We start from the raw sequence: 21,997 nt of genomic DNA on the forward strand, positions 1-21,997 counted from the left end.
ATTGTCGCTCGGGGCAATTAAGGTAGATCCCCTCGCGAGACAGTGGAAACTGCGCTTCGTCGATATGTTCTATGGGGTACATGAGTCCCCCCTTACTTATCGGGAATATGCGCAGTTAAGCTGTCAAAATCGATGGAAGACGGCGATATTGGTATCGCTTCATCGCATGACTGCCAACGAGGCAAGAGACGATCATGGCGTTTGTACAAGGTCGTCCGCTCACACGTCAAGAGTTCACACAGCTGTTTTTGATTTAATAGAGGCCGAAAATTAAAGGCATGCAGCCACTCGGTTTGAAGCCCAAAAAGATCCTTACAGTCATGGCTATGCAGTAAATCAAACCATTGAGCTGAAGCGCAGTGCTGCTGGATCTCCTCTAGGCTATTCGCCCTACCCTTTACCGCAACCGGTAACAATGTATTTGGGTAAAGCTGGGAGAGCAGCTTGAGCTCCGGAATATGGCGCACCGGATAGTAGTGGCGCTTGAAGCCCAATACAGGAACAGGCGCTATTGTATCGATTAAAGTAGACAGGAAAGAAGTAGGAGCCGTGTAACTCAATTCCTTTAAGCGAGCGTGGTGAGTTTCATCGCGCAAAGGTGGTTCAACCAACCGTAATTGTGTTACCGACACCGATTTGACAACCCATTGTTCCATGGCGGTCCTTTGTTCGGGTAAGTATTATTAAAGGCATACGCCAATACGCAACAATGCGCAACCAGTTGAATTTAATTTTGCGAGTGAACACTCAAAAGATCCAAATTTGAAGTATCAAGTCACTTCGAGGTTTCGAGAAAGGAGGCTTTGAACTGAAGGTGACAGAGTGAGATCACAGCAAACCATGAGATTCTCAACATGTCATCGACATTGCTTACTCAACAACACTTGCTTGACCTCCGCTATCACACGTTTGAGATATTCCATCTCTGTACGATTATCCGCAGATATCGCTTTGCAATAATGTTGCTGAAGGACAACAAAATGTCGAAAATAGCAACGCCTCTTGAACCTTATATCAATTCCATCAGGATCATTCATCGCAGTTACTCCGTATGCTCGAAGCTGACCTTACCCTGCTTGATAAGAATAACCTCCCCCTTGGCTTGATGAGAAAGAAACACTGACGAACAACACGAGCAATGATATTTCCCATACTTGTTTCTGATAATATGCTCTATAGGACTTCTTCTGATTCGATGAACATGCTCAACACGTTGACATACTGGACAATATAAAAAAAACATAGCCACTCCCTGCCTGCCTGCCTGCCTGCCACATTTATGTAAATGAAACAACGCAATATTTACATTCACTCCCTGAATAAATATCACACTACCGCAATACCTTTCTTGTAAATTGATATGAATCAAAGAAACAGCAATATTCATTAATCTGCATATGTTGACAACATGACGACAGAATTTTTATGTTCTACTTCCTTTTCACGAAATAAAACATTAATAAATTAACAACTCATATTTCAGTAGTGATTTATATGAGCAGGTCTTCTCTTCTGGCACAGGTATCAAAATTCCAACGACCACTATTTATCATATTTGACGCTGTCCTCAATGATGGGTTGTGTTGAATTAACACCAGAATCAATTAGTGTCTTAATGCCCATTAACTTGTGGATCAGAGTTGTAATACGCCAAATGTGACTGATCACGAAGAAATACACGACGAAGAGACATAAGAAAGCAATAAACATGACTGACTCGCGGACATTATTTAAATCTGCCCAAATACCAATCGAAGCCATAATCGCCGCCCCGCTACAAATGAGAACCAACGATTGACGAGAAGAGAGCCCAATGCGAAGACAAATATGATGTAAATGTTCACGGTCAGGCTTGAATGGCGATTGGCCTTTACAGATACGACGGATCATTATCGTTACCATGTCCATCAGAGGAATGGCAATCAACCACAATGCGGTGACAGGTTGTAGTGCATAGGCGTCAGCTTCTTGGGAACCACGGATCAACATCCACACCACGGCAAAGCCAATGAACATACTGCCGGCATCGCCCATGAATACTTTAAAGCGACGCCCCAGAGGAACACCCAAGTTAAGCATGATATATGGGATCAAAGCGGTCACAATCAACAAGCATACGGTCGCTAAGTATTCATGACCTGAATAATAGAATAACCAGCCCAGAGCACCAAAGGTCACTGAAGCCAAGCCGCCTAACAGGCCATCGATACCATCTACCATATTAAAGGCATTGATCGCCCCCATCACACCAAAGACCGTAATAAAACCACTTAAAAGCGGTGAAAGCATGATCGTATCACTACCCATAAGGTAACCGAGCTTATGTAAGCTATGTTCACCAATATGGAACATCGCAAGAGATATCAGCGCCTGGACCACAAGGCGGATCTTGACACTCAGGTCGAAGAAATCGTCCAGCGCGCCCAATACCACCAAAATCACAGAGCAGCCCAAAAACAAAGCCATATTCAAGGTCATTGGTAGGAACAGAAGAAAGCCTGCCACAATCGTAGAGACGACAGAAATGCCCCCGACGAGAGGGATCGCTCCTTGGTGCAATTTTCGGGCACTGGGTTTATCCACCAAGCCAATTCGCTTTGCCACCTTACGGAATATAAATAGATTGCAAAACGATAATAAAAAAACAGACGTCAATGCGGTAAATGTCATGATTACCTCTTCTTTATTTTTTAAAGAATAACGTTGTATTTAACCGTTTTCCGGTTCGCTTTAAGGAATAGACTGACCTGTAAATGGCAAGCTTTGGTGAAAAGTAAAAATCCCGATAGATATCATCTACACATAGACATACTAAAAAATATAAACAATGCGCAGTCACTCCTATCAACGCTCTATCTACTTTTACGATGCAGCCACTCTATTCCCTAAGCGAATACCACATTAACGCCTCTTCTTTGTAATCATTTGATATAGATCAAACAATAACAATACATACCACACTGGTATACATTAAGTACATTATTGATAATTTCATTACCTGCTATATTTTAAAGAAATTATAATTAAAAAATTTAAAAATAGATAATCTAGCAGAAATTTAACGAAGAAAGATATTATTAACTGAAAGATAATATAATGTATAACCTCTAGCTCTAATATATATTGCCTGTGCCAGAGGTTATTTTTTAATAACGAGAATGATTAAAAAATAATTTCTTATTACATATCTCTTTTTACAGCTTCTTCGCCCACGCTTTGGCTGATTCATCAATCAGCTCATAGGCAAAATCAAACGCTTCACGGCTCTGGCGGTATGGGTCAGGAATGTCTTTTTGACCAATCCACTGGCCAAACAGCATAGTTTTGCCTCGGGCTTCCGGCGCGATATTAGTCACCGCTTCAATGTGGCCTTTTTCCATCACCAAAATCAAATCGTAATCGCGGCAAAGCTCGCTAGTAAGCTGTTGGGCTACGTGCCCTTCCAGACTAACACCGTGCTCAAGCGCGACTTCAGCCGCGGTTTTATCAGCAGGTTTACCTACCAATGCACCAACGCCTGCTGAGGCAATGTGCTTGTTAGGTAGGTGGTGCTTCAAAAGGTATTCACCCGATGGAGAACGGCAGATGTTGCCAACGCAAACCACCAGAATTTTATTAAACATACTGTTCCTTTTTTATGTACGCAATGAAGGGGAAACTCAGCATAGAGTTGCCATGCCCATCACTATCATCAAATTACGCTGCCTCAGATTCTAACGTAACAACCTGAAACTTTCAGCACATTAAGGGCGCCGAGTAGACAGATAATATGCCACCGTTTTATGCAACCCTTCAGTGAACGAAACTTTAGGCTTCCAGCCAAGTTCATGGATGATTTTCGATGCATCAATGGCATAACGCTTATCATGGCCAGGGCGGTCTGTGACATAAGTAATGAGATCTTGATATCTTACAACTCCCTGCGGCTTATCCGGCGCAAGCTCTTCTAGTACTTCACAAATCTCTCTCACCACGTCGATATTACTCTTTTCATTGCTCGCGCCAACATTATAGGTTTCCCCCACCCTGCCCTTGGTAACAAGGGCATATAACGCTTTGACATGATCATCAACATAAAGCCAGTCCCTGACTTGCAAACCATTGCCATAAACCGGTAGCGCTTTCCCTTCTAGTGCATGATTTATCATTAGGGGGATCAATTTTTCACGGTGCTGGTAAGGGCCGTAATTATTCGAGCAATTTGACAGTACGACAGGCAAACCGTATGTACGATGCCACGCCCTGACCAAATGATCACTTGACGCTTTCGAGGCCGAATAGGGGCTACTCGGGAGGTATGGGGAATGTTCTGTAAATGGGTCACTTTCGGCGTCTAGATCACCGAAAACTTCATCGGTCGATATATGGTGAAACCGAAACGCTGATTTCGCGGCGGCACTCAATCCTGACCAGTATTCTCTGGCCACTTCTAACAACGTAAATGTGCCAACGATATTGGTTTCAACAAACGCAGCAGGGCCACCAATGGAGCGATCAACATGACTTTCGGCTGCGAGATGCATAATGACATCCGGCTGGTATTGATCAAAGGCCCTTTTCAGCGCCTCTCGGTCACAAATATCGAGCTGTTCGAATGTATAGCGTGAATGTGACTCGACATCGGTCAATGATGCCAAGTTGCCCGCATAGGTAAGCTTATCGATATTCACTACACTGTCATTGGTATTACCGATGATATAACGAATAAGCGCTGAACCAATAAAGCCAGCCCCACCGGTCACTAACACTTTCATAGGACGCTTTCTTTTTGCACTAAGTGTTTATCAATAGCCTTATCTTACAAGAATCCGTCCATTATCATGATAATTTTCAGTCATGACGGACAGCCTGACACTTTTCATCAGGCCTAAAACGCAAAAAGGGCGATACCCCTAAGGAATATCGCCCTTTAAAAAAATACAGCTTTCTGAATTAAGCTGCTTTTACTGCCTCGGCAATATGCTCAGCCCACTGCTGCGCCATGTCTGCTGATTCTGCTTCAACCATCACGCGGATCAACGGCTCGGTGCCAGATTTACGCAGCAAGACACGGCCTTTCGGCGTCTCAGTACCGACTTCCATCGCTTTTTCCGCTTCGATTACTGAGTTCTTAACCAGTTCAGATTCAAGCGGTTGATTGTCTCCGCTAAAGCGAACATTGATCAATACCTGTGGCATCATTGGCATATCGGCCAATAGCGTATCTAGGGTATTGCCACTACGCTGAATGACCGCCAGCACTTGCAGCGCTGCGACGATAGCATCGCCGGTGGTCACCAAGTTACGGCAGATAACATGGCCTGAATTCTCACCACCAAGCCACCAGTTGCGCTCAAGCAACTGCTCCATCACGTAACGGTCACCCACGTTAGCACGGACAAACGGAATACCCAATTTCGCCAGCGCCACTTCAAGGCCCATGTTGGACATCAAAGTACCGACGACACCGCCTTTTAGCTGGCCATCAATCAAAGCTTGCTTAGCCAGTACGAAAAGGATTTGGTCGCCATCAGCTACATTGCCCTTACTGTCGACCATCATGATACGGTCGCTATCACCATCAAGGGCAATACCCAAGTCAGCTTTATGCTCAACAACAGCCTGCTGAATAAGCGCCATGGATGTAGCACCACACTTGTCATTGATGTTCAGACCATTTGGCTGATTACCAATCGCGATAACTTCAGCACCCAGTTCACTGAATACCGACGGGGCAATGTGGTAGGCAGCACCATTGGCAGAATCGACAACAATCTTCATCCCCGCCAATGATAGTGCTGAAGGGAAGGTACCCTTACAGAATTCAATGTAACGACCAGCCGCATCTTCCATACGGCGCGCTTTACCTAATAAATCAGACGATACACACTCAATATCTTTATCAAGCTCAGCTTCAATCGCTAGTTCAACCTCATCCGGCAGTTTCTCACCGCTTTCAGAGAAGAACTTAATTCCGTTATCGTAATACGGGTTGTGCGAAGCACTAATGACAATACCGGCTTCCGCACGGAAAGTTTTGGTCAGGTACGCCACGGCTGGCGTAGGAATTGGTCCGGTCAAAATAGCGTTGATACCTGCAGCTGACAGACCTGCTTCTAAAGCAGACTCAAGCATGTAGCCTGAAATACGCGTATCTTTACCAATAATAACTTTCTTGGTGCCCTGACGAGAGAGAACACGACCTGCTGCCCAGCCAAGCTTTAATGCAAAATCAGGGGTAATTGGGTACTCACCCACCTTGCCACGCACACCGTCGGTGCCGAAATATTTTCTAGTCATAATTTTTTATCTTTGAAGTATCTTCTGTATATGTGAAAACTGGTAAAAATCGAATCACCCTGCCCTCTATAGCCTTTGCTAGTGAACAGCTACGAAATGGAGCAAGGTGCCTAAATTATTTGTTTATGTTATTTGGCTTGGCTATTGGATTTTTACTGGACGTTTCCAATCATTTTTAACCTTTGGTGCAACGCGGGTGATCACCAGTTCGTTTTCACCTACATTTTTATTAATGGTCGAGCCTGCACCAATGGTTGCGCCATCAGCAATAGTAACCGGTGCAATTAACTGGCTATCTGAACCAACAAAAACATCATCGCCAATCGTCGTCTTAAATTTATTTGCGCCGTCGTAGTTACAGGTAATGGTGCCTGCCCCAACGTTCACCCGCTCACCAATTTCGGCATCACCAAGGTAAGTCAGGTGGTTTGCTTTAGAGCCTTGGCCCAAAGTGACTTTCTTTGTCTCAACAAAGTTACCTACATGAGCGTCATTCTTCAGCTCTGTGCCAGGGCGAAGTCGGCTAAATGGACCGACAGTACAGGCTTCTCCAATGATGGTATCTTCAATCACGCTATATGGGCGGATTAACGTATTGTCGGCAATAATACAGTTCTTCAAGACCGAACCTGCGCCAATGATAACGTTGTTACCTAAAGTAACCTTACCCTCTACAACCACATTGATATCGATATCGACATCGGTTCCGCACTGTAGTTGACCTCGCAAATCAAAACGACTAGGGTCTTTAAGCATGACACCTTGTGCCAGTAGCTTCTCTGCTTGTTTTTCTTGATAGGCGCGCTCTAGCTTTGCTAGCTGAATACGGTTATTCACACCTTCAACTTCAATCGCATCGACTGGGTGTACCGCTTCAATTGCACGGCCTTCATCATGAGCAAGAGATATAATATCTGTTAGGTAGTACTCACCCTGTGCATTGTCATTGCTGAGCATTGAAAGCCATCGTTTCAAGTCTTTGCCCGTTGCAACCAGCACTCCAGTATTAACTTCGTTAATCAACTTCTGCTCTTCAGAGGCATCCTTTTGCTCAACAATGGCAACCACTGGACCATTACGACGGATAATGCGGCCATAACCCGTTGGGTCATCCAACACGACAGTTAGCAAAGCAATGCCCCCTGTCGGCTGAGCTTCAATCAAATTCTTTAAGGTCTCAGGACTAATCAGAGGTACATCACCATATAACACCAGTACCTTCTCATCATCAGAGAAAAGTGAGGACGCTTGGTCAACCGCATGGCCGGTTCCAAGCTGCTCTGCTTGCAAGACCCAATTCACCACTTGGTCGGCCAATACCGATTGCATCATGTCACCGCCATGGCCATAGACGAGGTGCAACTGATTAGCATCAAGTTCACGACAGGCATCCATTACATGGGAGACCATCGGTTTACCCGCAAGGGTATGTAATACCTTTGGCAGGTTCGAGTACATCCGCGTACCTTTACCCGCGGCTAAAATGACAGCACTGAAATTCATATCAAACTCCAAATAAAAAATGCTGTGACTATCGCTAGTCACAGCATTAAAAGACAATAATTAATAAAGCTACCGCAAGAAATATGATTAGATATTATTTTTCAGCGTTGGTTTGAGTGGCTTCCATATTAAACTCAATAGGTTTATTGGTACCAAACAACTTATGAATAAAGGTCGTGATACGCCAGATATGGCTAATGACGAAGAAGTACACACCAAAAGTACATAAGAAGGCAATAAACATTACCGACTCGCGCACATCATTCATATCAGCCCAAACACCAATAGCAGCCATAATCATCGCTAAGCTACAAATCAATACCAATGACTGACGTGATGAGAATCCAATGCGTTGGCAGATATGGTGCAAATGCTCTCTGTCTGGCTTAAATGGTGAGTGCCCTTTACGGATACGGCGAATCATAATTGTCACCATGTCCATTAGAGGAATGGCAATCAACCACAGTGCAGTAACAGGCTGGAAGGCATAGGCATCGGCTTCTTGCGAACCACGGATAAGCATCCATACCACCGCGAAGCCAATAAACATACTACCGGCATCACCCATAAATACTTTAAAACGACGGCCCAACGGAATACCCAAATTCAGCATGATGTATGGGATTAAGGCTGTCACAATCAACAGGCAAACCGTCGCTAGGTATTCATTACCGGTGTAATAGAAAACCCAACCTAGAGCGCCAAAGGTCACTGATGCCAAGCCGCCTAACAGGCCGTCGATGCCATCAACCATATTAAAGGCATTGATAGCACCTATCACACCAAAGACCGTGATAACACCACTTAAAAGCGGTGAAAGCATGATGGTGTCACTGCCCATCAGGTAGCCAAGATTATGTAAGCTGTGTTCACCAATATGGATCATAGCAAGAGAAATTAGCGCCTGAACTACAAGGCGGATCTTGAAGCTAAGATCAAAGAAATCATCCAGCGCACCCAAAATGACCAAGATCACCGCACAGCTTAAGAACAGGATCAGGTTATTTGATATCGGCAAGAACAGCAGAAAGCTGATCACTATCGTAGATACGACAGAAATGCCACCGACAAGCGGTATGACCCCTTGATGCAATTTCCTTGCATTGGGTTTATCCACCAAACCAATACGCTTAGCAACCTTACGGAAGATAAAGAGGCTGCAAAACGATAAGATAAAGACAAAAATAAATGCGGTAGTTGTCATCATTATTTCTTATTTAATTTAATAATCTACAGAGCGTTTTAATCAATGGTTAACTAGAAGCAGATTTTAACCTACCAGTTTAAGATTATCACCAGCCTTAAAGAGTGTTTCTAGGTAGGCTTTGAAATCATCACCTAAGGCGTCATGACGAAGACCGTATTCAACAAAAGCCTTTAGATAACCTAGCTTGTCGCCACAGTCATGGGATTTACCGGTCATATGGAAAGCTTCAACCGTTTCTTCAGCCATCAACATGTCGATAGCATCAGTTAGCTGTATTTCATCGCCAGCACCAGGAGGCGTAATCGCCAGCTTATCCCAGATTTTTGATGAAAGAATATAACGGCCAACAACCGCTAGGTTAGAAGGTGCATCTTCAATAGCTGGTTTTTCTACCATTGCCTTCATCGCATGGGACTGGCCACCTTCAAGCACAGCCCCTTCACAATCAACAACACCGTACTTTGACACATCGGCCATTGGCACAGGTTCAACCATGATCTGAGAAGCAGAAGACTCTTCAAAACGGTTTACCATTGCGGCCAAGTTCTCAACCGACTGATCTGCAGTGTACTCATCCAAAATGACATCCGGTAGAACAACAGCAAATGGCGCATCACCCACAAGAGGTTTAGCACAAAGAACAGCATGACCAAGGCCTTTAGCATGGCCTTGACGCACATGCATAATCGTCACATCTGATGGGCAAATAGACTGTACTTCATCAAGCAGCTGGCGCTTAACACGCTTCTCAAGCGTCGCTTCAAGCTCATAAGAAGTATCGAAGTGGTTTTCGATAGCATTCTTTGAAGAGTGCGTGACCAAAACAATCTCTTTAATACCAGCTTCAATACACTCTTTAACGATGTATTGAATAAGCGGCTTATCCACCAACGGCAGCATTTCTTTAGGAATAGCTTTCGTTGCAGGAAGCATACGCGTACCTAGCCCCGCCACTGGGATGACGGCTTTTGTAATTTTTTTCATCATATTTCCTTAATAGAGTTAACGTACCTGTCGCTCTATAGAGATAGGCTCACAATACCAGTTATTTATGCGTACTAAACTAGCCGGTAAGCAAAACCTACCGGTTCATCATAAAGGTATGGTAAGACAATTCATAGACAGCCAAATTAAGCGAGCCAAACTGTCTCATGTATGGCTCAGAATTGAGCCAGCTTTGATAAAGGGGAAGTATTTTAACGATATAAGTGGAAGTCGTTAATCGTGCAAATAGGCCAAACTATTTACACATTCAAAGCATACAATTAATCGCTTCCGAACAAATCACGTGTGTAGACTTTGTCTGCAACATCAGCAAGTTCTTCTGCCATACGGTTAGATACGATAACATCAGACATCGCCTTGAATTGTTCAAGGTCTTCAATTACAGCAGAATGGAAGAATTCCTTTTCCTCAAGCACAGGCTCATAAACAACCACATCAATACCTTTAGCTTTGATACGCTTCATGATGCCTTGGATACTCGAAGCACGGAAGTTATCAGAACCAGACTTCATGATCAGACGATAGATACCAACAGTCTTTGGCTTACGGCTAATAATGGAGTCTGCGATAAAATCTTTACGCGTGGTGTTTGCGTCAACGATGGCACCAATCAAGCAGTTAGGAACTTCCTGATAGTTGGCACGAAGTTGCTTAGTATCTTTTGGAAGGCAGTAGCCGCCATAGCCAAATGATGGGTTGTTGTAATGGCTACCGATACGCGGATCCAAGCCAACACCCTCGATGATTTGGCGCGAATCTAAACCATGGGACTCAGCATAGGAATCAAGCTCATTGAAGTATGCAACACGCATTGCAAGGTAAGTGTTAGAGAACAACTTAACCGCTTCTGCTTCTGTAGAGTCAGTGAACAAGATCTCTATGTCTTCTTTAATCGCGCCTTCTACTAATAAACTAGCAAAAACCTTAGCACGTTCACTTTGCTCGCCAACAATAATACGAGATGGATGGAGGTTATCAAACAAAGCGCGGCCTTCACGCAAAAACTCAGGCGAGAAAATAATATTCTCACAACCGAATTGCTTTTTAATTTGCTTAGTGTACCCAACAGGAATAGTCGACTTAATCACCATTACCGCATTTGGGTTGATCGCCATAACATCTTTAATCACGGCCTCAACAGATGAAGTATTGAAGTAGTGATTAACAACGTCATAGTCGGTTGGTGTCGCAATAATAACAAACTCAGCATCTTTGTATGCTTGTTGTTTATCAAGAGTCGCCGTGAGGCTCAGCTCTTTATTCGCTAGGAAATCTTCAATTTCTGCATCAACAATCGGTGAAACACGGTCATTAAGCATGTTCACTTTATCTTCGATGATATCAACAGCGATAACTTCATGGTGCTGAGCTAATAGAACAGCATTTGACAAGCCAACATAGCCTGTACCCGCAACTGCAATTTTCATATATCCCACACTTAAGAGCTTTTTGTTCTAAGTAACTCTAATATTTCTTTAGTTTTACATTGTGTCAATAGGGCCGAACCTTTTGATTCAACGTTCAGCCTGACGACTGGTTCTGTATTAGAAGTCCTTAGATTGAATCGCCACTCTTTAAACTCAAGGCTAATACCGTCTGTATAATCAATGTTTTTAGCTTCGCCCTTATATTTATCAAATACAGCATCAATCGCCTTCTTGGGATTTTTGAGCGTACTATTTATTTCACCTGAAGATGGGTATGCTGCAATACGTGACGCCACCATCTCAGATAGACATAACCCTGAGCGAGACATCAACTCTGTCACTAACAACCAAGGGATCATACCACTATCACAATAGGCAAAATCACGGAAATAATGATGCGCACTCATCTCACCACCATAAACAGCATCTTCCTTACGCATTCGCTCTTTAATAAAAGCATGACCTGTCTTCGACATAATTGGCATGCCGCCAGATTGTCTCACCACATCAATGGTATTCCAAGATAGACGAGGGTCATGAATAATCTTAGCGCCCTTATCTTTGGCAAGGAAAGCTTCAGCCAATAAGCCTACAATATAATAACCTTCAATGAAATTGCCTTTCTCATCAAACAAGAAACAACGATCAAAGTCACCATCAAAAGCGATGCCCATATCAGCTTCATGTTCACGAACCGCTGTAGCGGTATCTTCACGACATTCAGGTAAGAGTGGGTTAGGAATACCGTGCGGAAAGTTGCCATCTGGCTCGTTATGCACCTTGATTAGCTCCAAAGGCAAATTTAGCTCAGCAAATTTTGCTTCAAGGGCATCAATCACATGGCCTGCAGCCCCATTACCTGAGTTGATCACAAGCTTCATCGGCTTAATATACTCTGGCTGTATATAGCCAAGTAAGTGTTCAACATAAGCATCGAGTATCGAAACTTTCTCAAAGGTACCGCGTTTTTCCGCCAATTCACCAAATTGATTCAGCTCAGCAGCCGCTTTTATATCAAGCAAGCCTGTATCACCACTGATTGGCTTAGCTTGTTCGCGTACTAACTTCATACCATTGTAATTCATCGGATTATGACTAGCCGTTACTTCGATACCGCCATCAACCCCAAGATGGTAGGTTGCAAAATACACCTCTTCAGTGCCTGTCAAGCCAATGTCCTTAACATTGACTCCTGAATCTTGCAGACCGTTAGCCAGTGATTGTTTCAGTGCCTCACTGGTTAAACGTACATCGGCACCTAATACGACAGTCTTTTCAGATGAACCATCATTCAAATGTTCGCCGTAAGCACGTCCAATGCGGTAAGCAATATCTTCGTTGAGCTCATCATCCAACTTACCGCGAATGTCATAAGCTTTAAAACATGTTAGTTTATTCAAAATCTGCTCACTTAATAGAAAGAGTTTTCACTTCGGTCCAATTAATTGATGAATCAGCCTCTTTAAGATCAACAAAATCAAAATCATTAAGAAGGCTTTCTAATTTTCCATAAGCTTTTTTAAGGCCAACATATGACTTGAACTTTCTAAAAACACTGAGATCTTCAATGATCGGCTGAGTTGAGTCAAAGTCTCTAGGGTGAAAATATGTCATAACATAGTCACTTTTATTAAATAATGACTTGATAATAGGGTATGGTAACATTCTAAAATAACCTCCCCCAGAAAAAACAAGCTTAAATTTATTAACTTCAAATAAGTTAATAGGGAATTCTTTAATAACTTCCCCTTTAAAGTCGACTAAAGTCGGGCTAGAGTCCACAAAACTTGGATAACCACCATGAGCTCTAACAGCAGGAAAAATTGAAGAGTCACTTTTAATGCCGTTATGAATTAACTCTTCAAAAAACCACTCTGTACCCTCAGTGACAGAAAAACCAGGAGCTCTATATGATATAACTTTCTTGCCAACAACATCCTCAATACTTGATATAGAACTTCGCAAGTCATTCGAGAAAGCAGCTTTATCCTGCTCATATACTAATTGATGTAAATCTGAGTGACATGCCACTTCATGACCTAATTCGTCAATTTTTCTTATTATATGAGGGAACTCCCTAGCAACCCATCCTAAGCAAAAAAAAGTTGCCTTTTGATTGTTACTTTCTAACAAATTAAATATTCTATCCATATTCATATCTAATCTGTATTCGAAATTACGCCATGAATCTACCGTTTTAGTCGAATTATGATCAAGAATATGAAACCACTCTTCAATATCAAAAGTTAATACTTTCATTTACTGTACCTTTTTTACGACTTTTGCAGGAGATCCTGTTGCAATAGACCATGGTGGAATATCACGAGTAACTGTTGAGTTGGCCCCAATAATTGAGCCCTCACCTATTGTAACTCCTGGCATAATAATGCTACCCATACCAATCATAACATTATTTCCGATAGAAACTTTCTTCTTAAGATATGGTAATTTAGTTGAATCATTGCCCAGAGCGTATGATGACAAATCTCTTTGATGACATAAAATTATGCACCTAGTTGTTATATGTGCTCCATCACCAACCTCTATCAACTCGGAGTTTGTATAATCCATCCAAACATCGTAACCAATAAAAACACCTTTTCCGACTTTAGCTCCAATTTTACGCCAAAGATAAGGCCGAATTAAACGATAATTTAATGGTGCTAATATCACAGAGTACATACAGTACTTCAATGCAATAGCTTTAAAAACTCCAGCTATCCCTCGCTTTGCCGCTTTTAATAGTGATATATTACCGTATTCACCTTCTGATAGATTAAAACCAATATATTTTAAAAATTTAAATGTAATCGACTGGCTCATGACTCTCTCTTAATTTTTAAATACTCATTAACAATTAATATTGGGAGGTCTCTAAACTGACGTCTTAACCTTGGAAGTATTCTTTTAGGGTCTTTAAATAGTCGATACAACCATTCAATTTTCAATCTTCGTATAATTTCAGGTGCTCGTTCAATATTACCGCCACTATAGAAGACAAAAGCGGCGCCAACACCAACCATTACCCCTTTATTTAAGTGTGGCTTCAATTTAGACATGAATCGTTCTTGTTTAGGAGCACCAAGCGCGACCCAAATAATATCTGCTCCACTTGAATTTATCATTTTAGCAATAGTTGGGTAATCAAAATCTTCAACTGCAGCAAAAGGAGGAGAGAAAAATGTCATTGACTGGACATTATTATCAATTTCCGACAATTGTTTTTTTAAACCTGCTAACTCTTCATTTGACGTACCTAGAAAAAATGATTTGTATTTTTTCTTTTTAATAGTATCAATAAAAAAATCAGGACCAGGGTATGATTCGACATCCTCACGATAGAGCAAACTATATGATTTTGCTAAAACTGAGCCATCGCATAAATTGAAGTAAGAGTTATTAATGATACTTTTATATTCATTATCATGTCTACATAGAGAGGCAATATTTCCATTTACAGCACAAATATATTTAACCTCTCCCGATTTCACACTTTGCTCAACCGCAGTGATAATTTCTTTTTCATTAAACAAAAAATCAATACCGATGAAATTGTTTTTATTCAAAACTCACCTCTCTTAGTTTTTCTTCACTATTTTGGCTATATTCTTCTATCCTAACCACATCATCATCATCCAAATATGGCCCAGATTTAACTTCTATTAAGTGAAGTTCAACTTTCCCAGGATTTATAATACGATGAGCAGAACCAATTGGTATGTATGTAGATTCATTCTCACTTAAAATATAAGTATCTTCAGCATTTTTTACAACTGCAGTTCCTTGAACAACAACCCAATGCTCAGCTCTATTGTAATGTAGTTGTAATGCCGTACTTTCACCTGGTTTAATTTTTAAATGCTTTACATGAAATCTATCACCTTCTGCAATTGCGTCATGAGTTCCCCATGGTCGATATACCTCTCGATGTTGCAAAAACTCGGTTCTATTTTTTTCTTTTAGTAATGATACTATGTCTTTTACATCTTGAACTTTATCTTTATTAGCAACAAGTACCGCATCTTTAGTCTCCACGATCACAAGATTATCAACACCAACAGCTGTAACTAGTTTATTTTGAGAGTATAAGTAGCTATCTGTTGTATCTACGGTAAGAACATCACCACGAATAGCATTTCCTTGCTCATCTTTAGCGTTAACATCCCATAGTGCCGACCAAGAGCCAACATCACTCCATTTCGCATCCATTGGAACAACAACGGCATCCCGTGTTTTCTCCATAACTGCATAATCAATGGAGTCATCAGGACAAGAAGAGAAAGCCTCTGCATTTAGTCTGATAAAATCAAGATCAAGTAACGAGCATGATAACGCCTTACGACATGCTGATAGCATCTCCGGGCGGTGTACTTCCAATTCGGCCAGATAGCGTGAAGCACGGAACAGAAACATCCCACTGTTCCAGTAGTACCCGCCTGTATCCAAATACTCTTGCGCTGTCTGAAGATTTGGCTTCTCCACAAATGCCGCCACTTCATACGCTGACTCAGAAACCGCGCCCCCTTGCTGAATATAACCATAACCGGTCTCAGGTGCGGTGGGTATGATACCAAAGGTTACCAATTTGCCCTCTTCAGCTTGAGGGACGGCCTCAGTCACAGCATCGGCAAAAGCTTGGTTATTCTGAATTACATGGTCTGCAGCTAGAACCAATAACAGCGGATCGTCACCATTCTGCGTCGCTTGCAAAGCAGCTAAGGCAATTGCAGGAGCTGTATTACGTCCTACTGGCTCGAGAATAATTCCACTATGGGCCATATTGGCTTGACGCAGCTGCTCCGCAACAATAAAACGATGCTCTTCATTACAGATAAACAGCGGGGATTGATGAGGAAAAGCCGACAAACGGCTCACAGTTTCTTGAAGCATGGTTTCCTGGCCTGTCAACGCTAGGAACTGTTTAGGGTATAGGGTACGCGATAACGGCCAAAGGCGGCTACCCGAGCCACCGGCCATAATTACTGGTAATAACATATCATCAACAGAATCAGATTATTGAAAGTACAGCTTGGTATTGTCATGGACATCATCAGCTTGAAGTAACTCGTCGACATCAAACCACCGGTAGTGGCCATGCTGCTCTTTTGGTAAATCGGTTAATGTAATCTCGGCGTCTAAGCGGTAGCCAAGAACAACATAGTGAGTGGTAAAGTCGGTGCCCGAAAAATTATCGGTATAGAAGTGCTCATAAGGACCCAGGCACGTTGCCTGTGTAAGCTCCCGCCCTATGCCCAGCTCTTCCTTAACCAAGCGGGTAAAGGCCGAGGCCATCGTTTCGTCCTTGCAAATTCGTCCACCGGGAACGAACCAATACCCTTTAGCTGGACGGTTCAGGCGCTGCCCCAGCAGCACCTGTCCCTGTTGATTGCGAACAATCAAGTCAATCGAAACCAGCGGGGTAAGGGCAACAACCTGTTTGAATAACTCTGTCTCCAAACGTTGTACCATATCTCCCCCTTAGGCTCTGAAGTTATCCTGGTTTTCCAGGAACCACTGGTAAGTGTGCGCTAGGCCTTGCTCCAGCTCGACACTGTAGCGCCAGCCAAGGTCAGCCAAGCGACTGACATCCATAAGTTTACGCGGCGTACCGTCCGGCTTGGTGCTATCAAAGACGATATCGCCCTCAAAACCCACCACACGGGCCATGGTTTCGGCCATCTCGCGGATAGTACAATCCACGCCAGTTCCCACATTGATGTGCGATAGCATCGGCTCAGTATTGGCCTCATACACATCCGTTGACAACTCCATCACATGGATAGAAGCCGCTGCCATATCGTCAACAAACAGGAATTCACGCATCGGTGTGCCAGTACCCCACACAACCACTTCCTTATCACCGCGAAGCTTGGCTTCATGGAAGCGGCGCATCAAGGCAGGGATAACGTGCGAGTTAGCCGGATGGAAATTATCATTCTCACCGTACAGATTGGTCGGCATCACACTGCGGTAGTCACGACCATACTGGCGGTTGTACGACTCGCAAAGCTTGATACCGGCAATCTTGGCAATGGCATACGGCTCATTAGTTGCTTCTAATGTTCCAGTCAACAGCGTGGTTTCTGTCATTGGCTGCTCGGCCAATTTAGGATAAATGCAAGACGAACCGAGGAACAGCAAGTTTTGGACACCTGACTGGTGTGAAGCATGGATAATGTTGCACTCCATCACCAAGTTTTCATAGATGAACTCAGCTGGGTAAGTGTTGTTCGCATGAATGCCCCCCACCTTGGCGGCAGCCAAATACACCTGATCAATGTTCTCTTTAGCAAAAAACTCAGACACAGCCTGCTGATTAGTAAGGTCTAATTCAGAGCGGTCACGAACCACCAATTCAATATCGTCACGCTGAGACAATTGGCGGACAATAGCCGAACCCACCATACCCTTATGGCCGGCAACAAATACACGTTTAATCGACAAGTCGCTCACCTTAGTTCTCAAGTGAAATCGCAACATCAAAGCCGTTGGCTTTCAAAAGTGCATGCTGCTTCGCTTTGCAGACATCTGCTTGAACCATCTCGGCACACATCTGCTCAACAGTAATCTCTGGCACCCAGCCCAGCTTTTGCTTCGCTTTTGTAGGGTCGCCAAGCAAGGTTTCTACTTCAGCCGGGCGGAAGTATTTCGGATTAACACGAACGATAACATCACCTATTTTAACACTTGGGGCTTTGTCAGCATCGACTGCTGTAACGGTCGCAATCTCATCAACACCTTTACCAGAAAACTCAAGATCAATACCTGCTTCTTTAGCAGACATACGCACGAACTCTCGAACTGAAATTTGCTTGCCTGTGGCAATAACAAAATCGTCAGCTTGCTCCTGTTGTAGCATCATCCACTGCATGCGTACGTAATCTTTGGCATGGCCCCAGTCACGCAGTGCATCCATATTACCTAGCTGCAAGCCAGACTCCAGCCCCTGGGAGATGTTCGCGATAGTGCGGGTGATTTTACGGGTCACGAAAGTTTCACCACGGCGCGGTGATTCGTGGTTGAACAGAATACCGTTACACGCATACATGCCGTAAGACTCACGGTAGTTAACCGTGATCCAGTAAGCGTACATTTTAGCGACAGCATACGGTGAGCGAGGGTGGAATGGAGTAGTTTCACGCTGAGGAATTTCCTGTACCTCACCGTATAGCTCAGACGTTGATGCCTGGTAGAAACGGGTCTTCTTCTCAAGGCCATTAATACGGATAGCTTCAAGCAGGCGAATTGTCCCCATAGCATCGACATCAGCAGCATATTCTGGTGATTCGAAAGATACCGCAACATGAGACATTGCACCTAGATTATAAATCTCATCTGGCTGAATTTCTTTGACCAAGCGGATTAGATTCGATGAATCAGTCAGATCACCATAGTGCAGGTGAATGTTGTCATTCGTATTACAAACTTCATCTACACGCTCAGTATTAAAAGAGGAGGCACGACGAATAAGCCCATGTACTTCATAGCCTTTTTCAAGAAGAAGTTCGGCAAGATAAGAGCCGTCTTGCCCAGTAATACCTGTAATAAATGCTTTTTTCACACTATAACCTATTCAATATTTATTATTGATAAAAATTTATCTTCAAAAACACTGCTACTATAAAAATTCAAATAGCGATTTCTACAATCCATATAAACTTCAGTGTTATTATACTCCATAATAACTTTATCAAGACCATTTTTTAGCTGTTCATGATCATCGACATTATTTATAACAACTCCGCATCTATCGACAATAAGAGGGATTGATGCTTCATTGCTAGCAACAAGAGGAACACCAAAGGATAATGCTTCAATTAATACTAAGCCAAAAGTTTCAAATGGGTAAGTTGTAGGAAAAACAAGCGCATTTGCATTAGATAGCAACTTTGATTTTTTCTCTCCACTTACAAAACCATGATAAAAAACAGAATCTTTTAGGTCATTTTGCTCTACATAGTCAAAAAAATATTTTTTATCATCATTAGACTTCCAACCACCAGCAAAATGAAACTTATACTTATCATTTTTATAATGTTTAGCTAAATGAAGAACCCTAAAGCATCCTTTAGAAGGTATCATGTTTGACAAATACAATACATCAATGGAGTCTTTTGATGAACGATTTGTTAAAATTGACTCAAATGATTCGCAATCAATTTTATCTTCTATTCCATTAGGAAGAATATAAATATTTTTGATAGAGCAAATATCATCAAAATCAAATGTTAAAGCTTTAGATAGAACTATAACATTTACATCATTAAGAAAGTAACTAACGGCTCTCTTTCTATTTTTGTTATTACCTATGAATTTTTTTACACCCTTTGTATGATAGTGATAAAAAACTTTAGTTCTAGGTTTAAATATTTTGTATGTTTTCCAAAATAATGAAAGTAAAAGATCACGATAGAATGCAAAACCTTTTACTGATGATGTAAAATAAATTGTATCAGGTCTAAACCTAACTAAATTCACAATGATATTAAATGCCGTACATAGAAAATACCATATCTTCTTTAGACTAAAACCACCAATATCTGAAATTTCATTTGAAGATAATATTGATACATATCTAGCATCTATAGATTTATTGATTTTTTTATTACTTTTAATAAAATCACCAACAGCAGAAGCACCGTGTGAAGGTGGGCTTGTATGTAACACAAGTAAAACTTTATTTTTCACTTATCAACCCATTATTTAATTTTTAAAAAACTTAGAATTTTATTTTTAATCTTATATCTATTGCTGTAGTAATAATTAAGAAGTTTTCTTAACTGTTGGTCAACTTTGACATCGTTATTAAAACAATAGCTTTCACTGACGCAGGGATTGAAATTAACAGGCAAAAACTTATCATTTTTACAATGAGTAGCAGTTATATCACCAAAGCCTTGGTTATCAACACGAGTAATTCTTGGATATGAGCAAATTTGATTATTTCTGATATGATCTATTGTCCACAATATTGCCCAACTATTATTTTTTCCATAAAGTCTATTTTTGTACATGCGGAAAACATCATGACCCACAGAGTGAGACCAAAATCTTAGTCGGGTAGATTCGAAAATATTTGATGGGCGGTAATCCCAATCAATATTATTCCAACGATCAGCCCAAGTAGCCCAGCCCCAAGAACATGGCCTTGGATGAAAATAATTCTTTGTATGAAAATCGGCTCCATGATCGAAAGAAAATCCACTTATGGAGCCAACCTTCTTATGACTTTGGTAGTAGTCTAAAGACTCATTCATGTAGATTAAGAAATCATTAGATAAAACCAAATCATCTTCAAGAACAATTACTTTCTTATACTTTGAAATAATTGATGAAACTCCAGTAATAACAGAACGCGCTAAGCCTTTATTGTTATCACTTTTTTCAACATTGAAATTTAAAAAAGAATCTGCGAAAGAATTTGCTATTCTAAATGTTTCATTTATGGGTCCAATATCCAATTCATTTCGAGGCCCATCGATAAAAACATAAACATTACATTTTGATGATAACTCACAATTTTGCAGAGACAACAGCAACTGTTTTATCAAGTCTGGTCTGTTAAATCCAAAAATAACGATTGGTGAAAAATTTTCGTCATATCCATTCATATAATTACCAATAGCATGCATCTTCAACATTTTTTGACGATTTTGGAGTTTCTTCTTCTGACGGAGATATCCAATTTTCATTAATTACATTATGAAATTTAGGATTATTTTCCCACCGCTTCCCTTTTACACCAAACATAATTTGAGTTGCTCCACCTAAATGAATAGCCACCTTTCCTTTATCTTTAATATACTTAGCTAATGGCAACCCGTATAAACCAGCACCAATAATAGCCACATCAAAAGAATATTTATCTATTTCTGACTTCATAGAATCTAATGCGTCAAACCATGAGCTAAACTCTGAATTCCCACCAAGGCTTTGAACGGCTGCAATAGTCATAAGATCAAAAGAAGGTAATATTTTTTCACTAAATATATTTTCTTTATCTTTGTATTGTTTTTTTATTGAATCCACAAAAGGATGAATAACTAAGACCCTCTTGCCTTTCAAATGATAACTCCAAGGTTCATCAAAGAAAAAAGGCTCTAAAGATGATAATTTAGTTAATGATGCTGATGGGCACAATCTACTTATGATTTCTGACTCTCCAGGAATCATACTTACACCCAACAGATCTATTTGTTCAATAGACTCTTCGAATAATTCCGAAAAACGGTCTAAAGATAATTTATCTTTATGATTGTTATAGATTGGAAAAAAACCACCGTTAGTTATCATAACTTTTTTGTGTAGTGGATTATATTTTTCCTTCTTATTATATGCACTAATTATTGGTATTTCGGTACTACCTAATCGTGATATTAGCATCCCTGTGTTATCATTTATTGATTTTGTAATTACTAAGTTTGACTCGCCAGGACTTATTATTTTGGAAGGGTATTTTGAACTGCTTTGATCATACAAAACTTTTTTCAGTAAAAAGTAGCCTGGGATTTTTTTTAAATTATCACGCTGCTTAGGTGATAAGGCTCTTTTTAGTAAGTACTTAAAATTCATAGCT

Annotated in this window: 20 protein-coding genes; all 20 read right to left on the reverse strand. The window is 41.4% G+C overall.

Annotation, left to right across the window (positions count from 1 at the left end; genetic code table 11):
* Positions 1-92 precede the first annotated feature (92 nt).
* The 20 genes from ACXAD4_RS14060 to ACXAD4_RS14155 all read right to left on the reverse strand — a co-directional run bounded on the left by ACXAD4_RS14060 (position 93) and on the right by ACXAD4_RS14155 (position 21,993).
* On the reverse strand, positions 93-656 hold the full coding sequence (locus ACXAD4_RS14060) for a hypothetical protein (protein WP_475242257.1): 564 nt from the start codon (positions 654-656) through the stop codon (positions 93-95).
* A gap of 886 nt (positions 657-1,542) precedes the next feature.
* A complete protein-coding gene (gene wecA / locus ACXAD4_RS14065) occupies positions 1,543-2,670 on the reverse strand; it encodes a UDP-N-acetylglucosamine--undecaprenyl-phosphate N-acetylglucosaminephosphotransferase (protein WP_475242259.1) in 1,128 nt (375 codons plus the stop codon).
* Between the two features lie 524 nt (positions 2,671-3,194).
* The gene (locus ACXAD4_RS14070) at positions 3,195-3,623 is read right to left on the reverse strand and encodes an arsenate reductase/protein-tyrosine-phosphatase family protein (RefSeq protein ID WP_039467550.1); all 429 of its coding nucleotides are present in this window, start codon (positions 3,621-3,623) and stop codon (positions 3,195-3,197) included.
* Between the two features lie 120 nt (positions 3,624-3,743).
* Positions 3,744-4,754: a dTDP-glucose 4,6-dehydratase gene (gene rfbB, locus ACXAD4_RS14075; protein ID WP_475242261.1), complete on the reverse strand. Its 1,011-nt coding sequence runs from the start codon at positions 4,752-4,754 to the stop codon at positions 3,744-3,746.
* A gap of 178 nt (positions 4,755-4,932) precedes the next feature.
* Entirely contained in the window at positions 4,933-6,279 is a 1,347-nt protein-coding gene (glmM, locus tag ACXAD4_RS14080; protein WP_475242263.1) for a phosphoglucosamine mutase, read from the reverse strand.
* Positions 6,280-6,420: 141 nt separating this feature from the next.
* Entirely contained in the window at positions 6,421-7,782 is a 1,362-nt protein-coding gene (gene glmU, locus ACXAD4_RS14085) for a bifunctional UDP-N-acetylglucosamine diphosphorylase/glucosamine-1-phosphate N-acetyltransferase GlmU (protein WP_475242265.1), read from the reverse strand.
* Between the two features lie 94 nt (positions 7,783-7,876).
* A complete protein-coding gene (gene wecA, locus ACXAD4_RS14090; RefSeq protein ID WP_475242268.1) occupies positions 7,877-8,986 on the reverse strand; it encodes a UDP-N-acetylglucosamine--undecaprenyl-phosphate N-acetylglucosaminephosphotransferase in 1,110 nt (369 codons plus the stop codon).
* A gap of 66 nt (positions 8,987-9,052) precedes the next feature.
* Positions 9,053-9,973 carry a UTP--glucose-1-phosphate uridylyltransferase GalU gene (galU, locus tag ACXAD4_RS14095; protein ID WP_475242270.1) on the reverse strand — a complete coding sequence of 307 codons (921 nt, stop codon included), beginning with the start codon at positions 9,971-9,973 and terminating at the stop codon, positions 9,053-9,055.
* Between the two features lie 281 nt (positions 9,974-10,254).
* Positions 10,255-11,421 (reverse strand): nucleotide sugar dehydrogenase, encoded by a 1,167-nt coding sequence (locus ACXAD4_RS14100; protein ID WP_475242273.1) that lies wholly within the window; start codon positions 11,419-11,421, stop codon positions 10,255-10,257.
* An 11-nt stretch (positions 11,422-11,432) separates the two neighbouring features.
* Positions 11,433-12,821 carry a phosphohexomutase domain-containing protein gene (locus ACXAD4_RS14105; RefSeq protein ID WP_475242274.1) on the reverse strand — a complete coding sequence of 463 codons (1,389 nt, stop codon included), beginning with the start codon at positions 12,819-12,821 and terminating at the stop codon, positions 11,433-11,435.
* Between the two features lie 7 nt (positions 12,822-12,828).
* Entirely contained in the window at positions 12,829-13,680 is an 852-nt protein-coding gene (locus ACXAD4_RS14110) for a polysaccharide deacetylase family protein (protein ID WP_475242277.1), read from the reverse strand.
* A complete protein-coding gene (locus tag ACXAD4_RS14115) occupies positions 13,681-14,244 on the reverse strand; it encodes an acyltransferase (RefSeq protein WP_475242279.1) in 564 nt (187 codons plus the stop codon).
* Entirely contained in the window at positions 14,241-14,987 is a 747-nt protein-coding gene (locus tag ACXAD4_RS14120) for a WecB/TagA/CpsF family glycosyltransferase (RefSeq protein ID WP_475242280.1), read from the reverse strand. Before ACXAD4_RS14120 ends, ACXAD4_RS14115 begins: the two co-directional genes overlap by 4 nt.
* Positions 14,980-16,416 (reverse strand): mannose-1-phosphate guanylyltransferase/mannose-6-phosphate isomerase, encoded by a 1,437-nt coding sequence (locus ACXAD4_RS14125; RefSeq protein ID WP_475242281.1) that lies wholly within the window; start codon positions 16,414-16,416, stop codon positions 14,980-14,982. Before ACXAD4_RS14125 ends, ACXAD4_RS14120 begins: the two co-directional genes overlap by 8 nt.
* A gap of 18 nt (positions 16,417-16,434) precedes the next feature.
* Positions 16,435-16,890: a GDP-mannose mannosyl hydrolase gene (locus ACXAD4_RS14130; RefSeq protein WP_475242282.1), complete on the reverse strand. Its 456-nt coding sequence runs from the start codon at positions 16,888-16,890 to the stop codon at positions 16,435-16,437.
* Positions 16,891-16,899: 9 nt separating this feature from the next.
* A complete protein-coding gene (gene fcl, locus ACXAD4_RS14135) occupies positions 16,900-17,859 on the reverse strand; it encodes a GDP-L-fucose synthase (RefSeq protein ID WP_475242796.1) in 960 nt (319 codons plus the stop codon).
* 16 nt (positions 17,860-17,875) lie between these two features.
* Complete coding sequence (gmd, locus tag ACXAD4_RS14140; RefSeq protein ID WP_475242283.1) at positions 17,876-18,982, reverse strand: GDP-mannose 4,6-dehydratase; 1,107 nt, start codon at positions 18,980-18,982, stop codon at positions 17,876-17,878.
* Positions 18,983-18,990: 8 nt separating this feature from the next.
* Complete coding sequence (locus ACXAD4_RS14145) at positions 18,991-20,109, reverse strand: glycosyltransferase family 4 protein (RefSeq protein WP_475242284.1); 1,119 nt, start codon at positions 20,107-20,109, stop codon at positions 18,991-18,993.
* 11 nt (positions 20,110-20,120) lie between these two features.
* A complete protein-coding gene (locus ACXAD4_RS14150) occupies positions 20,121-21,032 on the reverse strand; it encodes a hypothetical protein (RefSeq protein ID WP_475242285.1) in 912 nt (303 codons plus the stop codon).
* A 4-nt stretch (positions 21,033-21,036) separates the two neighbouring features.
* Positions 21,037-21,993, reverse strand: coding sequence for a GT-D fold domain-containing protein (locus ACXAD4_RS14155; RefSeq protein WP_475242286.1), 957 nt, complete (start codon positions 21,991-21,993; stop codon positions 21,037-21,039).
* Positions 21,994-21,997: the final 4 nt, after the last annotated feature.

The sequence above is a fragment of the Photobacterium sp. AWH4_225 genome, from assembly GCF_056158405.1.

What these genes read in the sequence shown, in the direction of transcription:
- ACXAD4_RS14060 (WP_475242257.1), bottom strand. Translation starts at nt 656, where the DNA reads ATGGAACAATGGGTTGTCAAATCGGTGTCGGTAACACAATTACGGTTG.
- wecA (WP_475242259.1), bottom strand. Translation starts at nt 2,670, where the DNA reads ATGACATTTACCGCATTGACGTCTGTTTTTTTATTATCGTTTTGCAAT.
- ACXAD4_RS14070 (WP_039467550.1), bottom strand. Translation starts at nt 3,623, where the DNA reads ATGTTTAATAAAATTCTGGTGGTTTGCGTTGGCAACATCTGCCGTTCT.
- rfbB (WP_475242261.1), bottom strand. Translation starts at nt 4,754, where the DNA reads ATGAAAGTGTTAGTGACCGGTGGGGCTGGCTTTATTGGTTCAGCGCTT.
- glmM (WP_475242263.1), bottom strand. Translation starts at nt 6,279, where the DNA reads ATGACTAGAAAATATTTCGGCACCGACGGTGTGCGTGGCAAGGTGGGT.
- glmU (WP_475242265.1), bottom strand. Translation starts at nt 7,782, where the DNA reads ATGAATTTCAGTGCTGTCATTTTAGCCGCGGGTAAAGGTACGCGGATG.
- wecA (WP_475242268.1), bottom strand. Translation starts at nt 8,986, where the DNA reads ATGACAACTACCGCATTTATTTTTGTCTTTATCTTATCGTTTTGCAGC.
- galU (WP_475242270.1), bottom strand. Translation starts at nt 9,973, where the DNA reads ATGAAAAAAATTACAAAAGCCGTCATCCCAGTGGCGGGGCTAGGTACG.
- ACXAD4_RS14100 (WP_475242273.1), bottom strand. Translation starts at nt 11,421, where the DNA reads ATGAAAATTGCAGTTGCGGGTACAGGCTATGTTGGCTTGTCAAATGCT.
- ACXAD4_RS14110 (WP_475242277.1), bottom strand. Translation starts at nt 13,680, where the DNA reads ATGAAAGTATTAACTTTTGATATTGAAGAGTGGTTTCATATTCTTGAT.
- ACXAD4_RS14115 (WP_475242279.1), bottom strand. Translation starts at nt 14,244, where the DNA reads ATGAGCCAGTCGATTACATTTAAATTTTTAAAATATATTGGTTTTAAT.
- ACXAD4_RS14125 (WP_475242281.1), bottom strand. Translation starts at nt 16,416, where the DNA reads ATGTTATTACCAGTAATTATGGCCGGTGGCTCGGGTAGCCGCCTTTGG.
- ACXAD4_RS14130 (WP_475242282.1), bottom strand. Translation starts at nt 16,890, where the DNA reads ATGGTACAACGTTTGGAGACAGAGTTATTCAAACAGGTTGTTGCCCTT.
- ACXAD4_RS14150 (WP_475242285.1), bottom strand. Translation starts at nt 21,032, where the DNA reads ATGAATGGATATGACGAAAATTTTTCACCAATCGTTATTTTTGGATTT.
- ACXAD4_RS14155 (WP_475242286.1), bottom strand. Translation starts at nt 21,993, where the DNA reads ATGAATTTTAAGTACTTACTAAAAAGAGCCTTATCACCTAAGCAGCGT.